Below are 5,940 nucleotides of genomic sequence, written 5' to 3' on the forward strand. Positions count from 1 at the left end.
GATAGCTCTGGATTATGCTCGTACAATGTCTGTCCGGTAGCGAGGGACTGTATCAGTATGCCCCACTGTCCTTTCTCAAAGGTAGGCGCATTGACGATCGGATCTAATACTGAGTTGAGATTACTAGAGCAAATATTGGGGCTGTTAGCGATCTGGGTTTGCTTTACCTGGTTTGGTGGTGGATTTAGGGCTGATGCAGCTCGATCTAGTGTTAATGAGCTAGCCACGATCGCCATAGCTACAAAGGCTGAGATCGATCGGTAAAAGTAATATTTAATCTTTTGATTGAGGCGCATCAGGGGGTCTTAACGTTACTAATTAGAGCAATCTTGAAGAATAGTTCCCTTATTTAAAGAAATATGAACTTATTTTACAAGATATTGAACCGTCAGCCATGACTATATCATAAGAATGATAATCATTCTCAAATTTTTCTCTCAATTTTAGCCTCATAACGCTATAAATCAAGCTATCCAGCCACTCTGTGATGCCAACGAATCCCTTGGTAGTAGGGTCACGATTGCCTTGCAATAGCCGCTCCGAAAGGAGAATCGAGCGATTTTAAGGTCGAAACATGAGGTTGAGATTGGCAATTAAGACTAAAATAAGAGAATGATTATCATTCTTGTAAATAAACTCGCGTCCCCAGCCTCATGAAAAAATCAGAAACGTATGATGTCGTTATTGTGGGTGCAGGTGCGGCAGGAATTGGGATGGGGGTGGTGTTGAGAGATTTAGGATTAGAGAATTTCGCGATCCTGGAACGGCATCAAATCGGTGAATCCTTTCGGCGATGGCCGCAGGAGATGAATTTTATCACTCCATCCTTTCCTGGGCATGGGTTTGGACAACTTGACTTAAATGCGATCGCTCGTAAAACGTCCCCCGCAATTAGTTTTCGGCGCGAACACTTGAATGGCACCCAATATGCACGTTACCTAGAAATGATTGCCGATGCGATTAGCTTGCCTGTCCATACGGGCGTTGAAGTTCAGAAAATCGAAGTCTTACCCCAGTGTCGCGGGTTTGGGATTCATGTGCCAGATGGCATGATTCAAACTCAGTTTGTGATTTGGGCAGCCGGAGAATTTCAGTATCCAAACTTGAATCCTTTTCCTGGCGCAGATTTATGTGTCCACAATTCTCAAGTAGGCTCATGGACAAAACTCCAGGGGGATGAATTTACGATTTTGGGTGGGTATGAAAGTGGCATGGATGCGGCGGTGAATTTAGTAGCTTTGGGCAAAAAAGTCAAGGTACTCGACCGCAGTGGCACCTGGGGCAATACCGACCCCGATCCGAGTGTTTCGCTCTCGCCCTATACGTTGCAGCGAGTCGAGTTGTGTTACTCGACAGGGCGATTAGAACTAATCGGGGGTGTGGCAATTGAAGAAGTAACAGCGGTGCCTGGTGGTTATGCCATTCATAGTGAATATGATAAGTGGATTTCGCCGACTAAACCGATTGTCTGCACTGGATTTGAAGGCAGTTTAAAACGAATTGCAAATCTGTTTAATTGGTCGGATGGCTATGCCCGATTGAATGATCAAGATGAGTCTACCATTACGCCTGGGCTATTTGTCGTCGGCCCTTCCGTCCGCCATGATAAGGCGATCTTTTGCTTTATTTATAAGTTTCGGCAACGGTTTGCAGTGGTGGCAAATTCGATTGCCCGTCGCTTGGATCTCGATCCTAGTCACTTAGAAGTCTATCGCGATGAAGGGATGTTTCTCGACGATCTCTCCTGTTGTGACAACGATTGTATCTGTTAACGCCTAATACAGTCAGCGGGTAAAACCGCCGCTTGCGCGTGCAAAGTCCGCCTGCGCGGACTAACAGTATTGAACGATGTCGGGTTTCGCTCCGCTCTACCCAAACTACTACAAAGCCGTAACTCTTATGCCCTTGCTAACTTCTCCTGTCCAAAGATCGATCGTCATTATCGGCAAGGAAAACACTGGTAAATCTCAACTAATTGCCTCCCTGACTGGTAAATCTGCCTACAGCACCAACTTTCGTGGCTCCACGGTTGCCTGTGAAAACTATTCAGGTGACGGCGTTACGTTTGTAGATACGCCTGGGATTCTTTACCGTTCTGACGCAGCTACAACCCGTATTGCCCTCGCACAGTTAGAGTTTCATGACACCGTGCTGCTCGTCGTCAAAGCTACCCATGTCGATGAAGACTTGGCTGATTTATTACCGTTGGTAGCAGGGAAACGCGGAATTGTAGTCATCCCATTTTGGGATAAGGTGTCACCATCCGATTTTACCCGCCAAATTATTCGCCGCTGGGAAAGAGAGTCTAATTTGGCGATCGTCCCAGTAGATGCGAGACATCTGACGATCGAGCAACGTCAATCGATCTTAGCAGCGATCGATCGACCATCAGCATTTCCCGATCGATGGCAACCAGATCTGGCTGGCTGGCGAATCGAACCTCATCCCACTTGGCTAGAACATCCCCGCGTCGACTGGCTACTCGCGATCGTACTTCTACTACTACCTGCGATCGTGGCTGTCTATGCTGCGAATAGCTTTGCCGCGATCGCCGATCCATTAGTACAGGAACTGATCAAACCCACTACAGCAGCCTTATCTGGCTTACCATCACTATTCAAAGAAATTGCAATTGGGCGATATGGATTGGTAACGATGGGGCCATTATTATTTGTCTGGGCAGTACCCACAGTTATCCTCTATGCTCTATTTTTAGGTGCATACAAAGCTAGTGGTTTAGTCGAACAAATCACGATCGCTTTGCATCCAATCTTACGCCCAGTGGGATTGTCTGGGCGAGATATAGTCCGCGTGATCATGGGTTTTGGCTGCAATGTGCCAGCGGTAATTAGTACCCGTGCTTGCTCTAGTTGCTCCCGTAAGACTTGTATTTCGGCGATTGCTTTTGGTTCGGCATGTTCATACCAATTCGGTGCTACGTTAGGCGTATTCAGTGCTGCGGATCGATCTTTTCTAATCATTCCTTATCTACTTTAATCGATCGCAGCAATTATTTTCACCTTAATTTTAGCTTGGGGTGGTAAGTTATTCTTGTTTGGTTTAGGAGACTCGATCGTTATTTAAAATGAAGACTGTGAGAGCGTCATTATTCTGTCAGAGTTACTCTAGTAAATCTCCTAAATCTTTACTAGCCTTACCCTGCAACTGATGGCGATTATCGTCATAAATCATCAACGTACTCAAATTATGATGTCTAGACAAAGATTGAGCGGCTCTCACATTCCCCTCACTGACATCTAAATAAGCCGTAATCGCACTATGTCTCACCCGATGGGGAGAAAGATCGATCCCAACAGGTTCGGCATACTTCTTGACGATTCTGGCAATATCTTTTCCGTCTAATCGGTTGCCATTATTACTCACAAATAAGGCTGGATTGTTAGTATCTGGTTTGAGTATTAAATAGTCATTAATAGCGATAACTACGGCTGGATTGAGATCGACGGGCTTTAGTTCTAATGTCCCTTTACCTAAAATCATCAATCTGCTTTCTTGGGGTAGAAAATTAGATTGATCGAGTGACACAATTTCACCCCTTCTCAAAGCATTGTCCCACAACAACCGACAGATCGCATAATCACGCTTACCCAGAATTGTTGACCTGTCGATTTCTGCCAACACACTGCGATATTCATCAACAGTTCTACCCTTAGTATCCCGATATTTCTGACTTCTTAACCCCTTCACATCAATCAAAGTAAAGCTACACAATCCTCGCTTTCTTGCATAGTCCACCAAGGATTTAAGGGCTGACAAACGTTGATTAATAGTGGCACTAGACAACTTCAAATCGATTAATATCTTTCGATATGTCAGCACTTGATGAAGAGCATCGGATTGAGAGAGTAAGAGAAAGTTTTGGAGAGCATCAGAAAGAGAAAGAGATGAATAAATTTTCTGACAGAAATCTGCTAGAGATTTACTATAAGCTCTTTGGGTAGTTTCCTTAATCTGAAGAGACAAGAAACTATCCCAGATCTCCACTCTCGCATCATCAGAGACAACAGCAGTAATTTCTAGAGTACCCACTCTAACCAGTTGGGGAATTGGAATTTGCATAACCAAATTACCTCAGCAATATAAAATTAAACATCATTTGGACTTATCTTTCACATAAACGGAAAAATATCATCTCCTGATTTGCCAATAGTTCGACTAGTTTTATTTAAACCCAGATCGATCGCCAATAAATCAATCCCATCAACTAGCTTAGAACAATAAGCTTCAGAAATTGTCAAATTCTCATAACAGTGAAACCTGAGATCGGCATCTGCTTGAAATTTGCTTAAAGCAGCTTTTAATGGTATTATGACTCTATAAGCAGCTTCAGCTTTCTCGATCGCTAAAGGTGGAATCGATCGATCGTTTCTCAAGAAAGCTAGATCGATGAGATCCCGAGAATGAACGCTAGGATCGGCATATCTGTCAGCATTAGCTAATAGTTTACTAGTAAAACAATCGCTAACACTTAAACACTCAACTGGCGACCAACTCGGTTGACGGGGTAAATCTAGCTCAAATCGCGCTTCGGCAATAATCTCAGTCTTAATCGGTACCCCATCAACAACAATCGCCATTCTAATTCCATATTGGTCGGCGGTAAACCGTTCGATTTCTAGATCGGAGTTATACTTTAATAAGATCTGAGGATGGCGATCACTAATTGCATTACGCAACTTGCGATAATCAGCTCCCAAGGCACAGATAAAGTCAATATCATTACTAGTGCGATATTCTGCCAGATCCAATGATATTAACGTCCCACCGCCAAAATAGGCTCGACATTCACTTAAAAACTCGCAGTTCAAGCCCTCCAGAACGCGATGGATTAATTGATGATGACCGATCTTAAAATCCATAAATTCACTGGATAACCACGATTTGCGATCAAATGCGAGTTGCTTAATAAATGCTAACTCACTGGCAGGAAGATTAGTAATATGACGATACCGCCAACCGCGTTCGTAACTGGCAAGCATTTCCAGTTGAGTCAAACGGTAAACATCAGCAATTTGCCAGCCAAGAAATTCTAGAAAAGGTAGTTTATGAGGTTGAGTGATATTCATAATTATTCACCCACTAATTTCGACCACAGATTCTCCTTGTTGGAGTTGGACAATTGCGTCAGGTAAAGTTGAAGTTAGTATTCGCCTCAGATTTTTATTAGTTACATTACCGCAAGTAAGCCAAAGAATTTGAGGTGGCGATCCTAATCTACAAACCAAGTCAACAAAATCACTATCTTTAGACATAATTACCAGATTAGGTTGGATTGCAGCTTCAAAGATTTCCGTGTCTTTAGCGTCACGTAATCCTAATTCTTTGAGGGAAAGTGCAGTAATTCCAAAAGTTTCAACTATCCATGCTGCCAAGGTTGGCGGTAACTGTGCATCTACCCAAATTATCATGCGGTTAAACGGGGGAATTCTGTCCGACGAGCAGCGAATAATAGACAAGCTTGAATATCTTCTGGTTCTAAATCGGGGAAATCAGTCAAGATTTCTTCAGCAGATACATCTTCAGCCAGCATTTCTAAAATATCACTGACTCGAATTCGCATTCCTCGAATACAAGGTCTTCCACCACATTGTCCTGGTGTTTGAGTAATTCGAGCTAGTTTTTGGAAGGGTAAAAGCATAGTTATTATTTAATATATAGTGGAAATTTATTATTTAGTCGTTGTATTTTTACATCTAGTTTCATAAGATTCAAATGTTAGCTATATGTAGAAGATTGGAATATCGATAATTACTTACAACTCCTCACCAGCTAAACTCAATATTTCCACGAGTGAAGACTCAACACATTTGGCAATTGTCTCCTTGAGTGCGGAATTATCTCCGCCAGATTGCCAAGCGACGATAGCATCGATATAAGCAGAGCGATCTTCAGTTTTAATCACCGCAATCGGATACCCAG

General features: G+C 43.0%; 5 protein-coding genes and 2 pseudogenes. 2 read left to right on the plus strand and 5 right to left on the minus strand.

The window, feature by feature from the left end:
• Positions 1 to 296 (minus strand): annotated as a pseudogene (locus tag RMO55_RS16180) (hypothetical protein); the annotation flags it as partial.
• A 357-nt stretch (positions 297 to 653) separates the two neighbouring features.
• Here RMO55_RS16180 and RMO55_RS16185 point away from each other — a divergent pair.
• Complete coding sequence (locus tag RMO55_RS16185) at positions 654 to 1,772, plus strand: NAD(P)-binding domain-containing protein (protein WP_310428102.1); 1,119 nt, start codon at positions 654 to 656, stop codon at positions 1,770 to 1,772.
• A gap of 127 nt (positions 1,773 to 1,899) precedes the next feature.
• Positions 1,900 to 2,994 (plus strand): annotated as a pseudogene (locus RMO55_RS16190) (GTPase); the annotation flags it as partial.
• Positions 2,995 to 3,120: 126 nt separating this feature from the next.
• On the opposite strand, the gene RMO55_RS16195 reads toward RMO55_RS16190, so the two are convergent.
• From RMO55_RS16195 to RMO55_RS16210, 4 genes are read right to left on the minus strand one after another with little or no spacing between them, the layout of a single operon-like run.
• Complete coding sequence (locus RMO55_RS16195; protein ID WP_310428105.1) at positions 3,121 to 4,080, minus strand: tyrosine-type recombinase/integrase; 960 nt, start codon at positions 4,078 to 4,080, stop codon at positions 3,121 to 3,123.
• Positions 4,081 to 4,130: 50 nt separating this feature from the next.
• The gene (locus RMO55_RS16200; protein WP_310428106.1) at positions 4,131 to 5,087 is read right to left on the minus strand and encodes a nucleotidyl transferase AbiEii/AbiGii toxin family protein; all 957 of its coding nucleotides are present in this window, start codon (positions 5,085 to 5,087) and stop codon (positions 4,131 to 4,133) included.
• 6 nt (positions 5,088 to 5,093) lie between these two features.
• A complete protein-coding gene (locus RMO55_RS16205) occupies positions 5,094 to 5,429 on the minus strand; it encodes a DUF5615 family PIN-like protein (protein ID WP_310428108.1) in 336 nt (111 codons plus the stop codon).
• The gene (locus tag RMO55_RS16210) at positions 5,426 to 5,659 is read right to left on the minus strand and encodes a DUF433 domain-containing protein (protein ID WP_310428110.1); all 234 of its coding nucleotides are present in this window, start codon (positions 5,657 to 5,659) and stop codon (positions 5,426 to 5,428) included. The genes RMO55_RS16205 and RMO55_RS16210 overlap by 4 nt, the downstream gene beginning before the upstream one ends.
• Positions 5,660 to 5,940: the final 281 nt, after the last annotated feature.

The organism is Chamaesiphon sp. VAR_48_metabat_135_sub (assembly GCF_031418915.1).
In the GTDB taxonomy this organism is placed as follows: domain Bacteria; phylum Cyanobacteriota; class Cyanobacteriia; order Cyanobacteriales; family Chamaesiphonaceae; genus Chamaesiphon.

Coding starts and splice junctions, on each gene's coding strand:
- RMO55_RS16185 (WP_310428102.1), top strand. CDS start 654: ATGAAAAAATCAGAAACGTATGATGTCGTTATTGTGGGTGCAGGTGCG.
- RMO55_RS16195 (WP_310428105.1), bottom strand. CDS start 4,080: ATGCAAATTCCAATTCCCCAACTGGTTAGAGTGGGTACTCTAGAAATT.
- RMO55_RS16200 (WP_310428106.1), bottom strand. CDS start 5,087: ATGAATATCACTCAACCTCATAAACTACCTTTTCTAGAATTTCTTGGC.
- RMO55_RS16205 (WP_310428108.1), bottom strand. CDS start 5,429: ATGATAATTTGGGTAGATGCACAGTTACCGCCAACCTTGGCAGCATGG.
- RMO55_RS16210 (WP_310428110.1), bottom strand. CDS start 5,659: ATGCTTTTACCCTTCCAAAAACTAGCTCGAATTACTCAAACACCAGGA.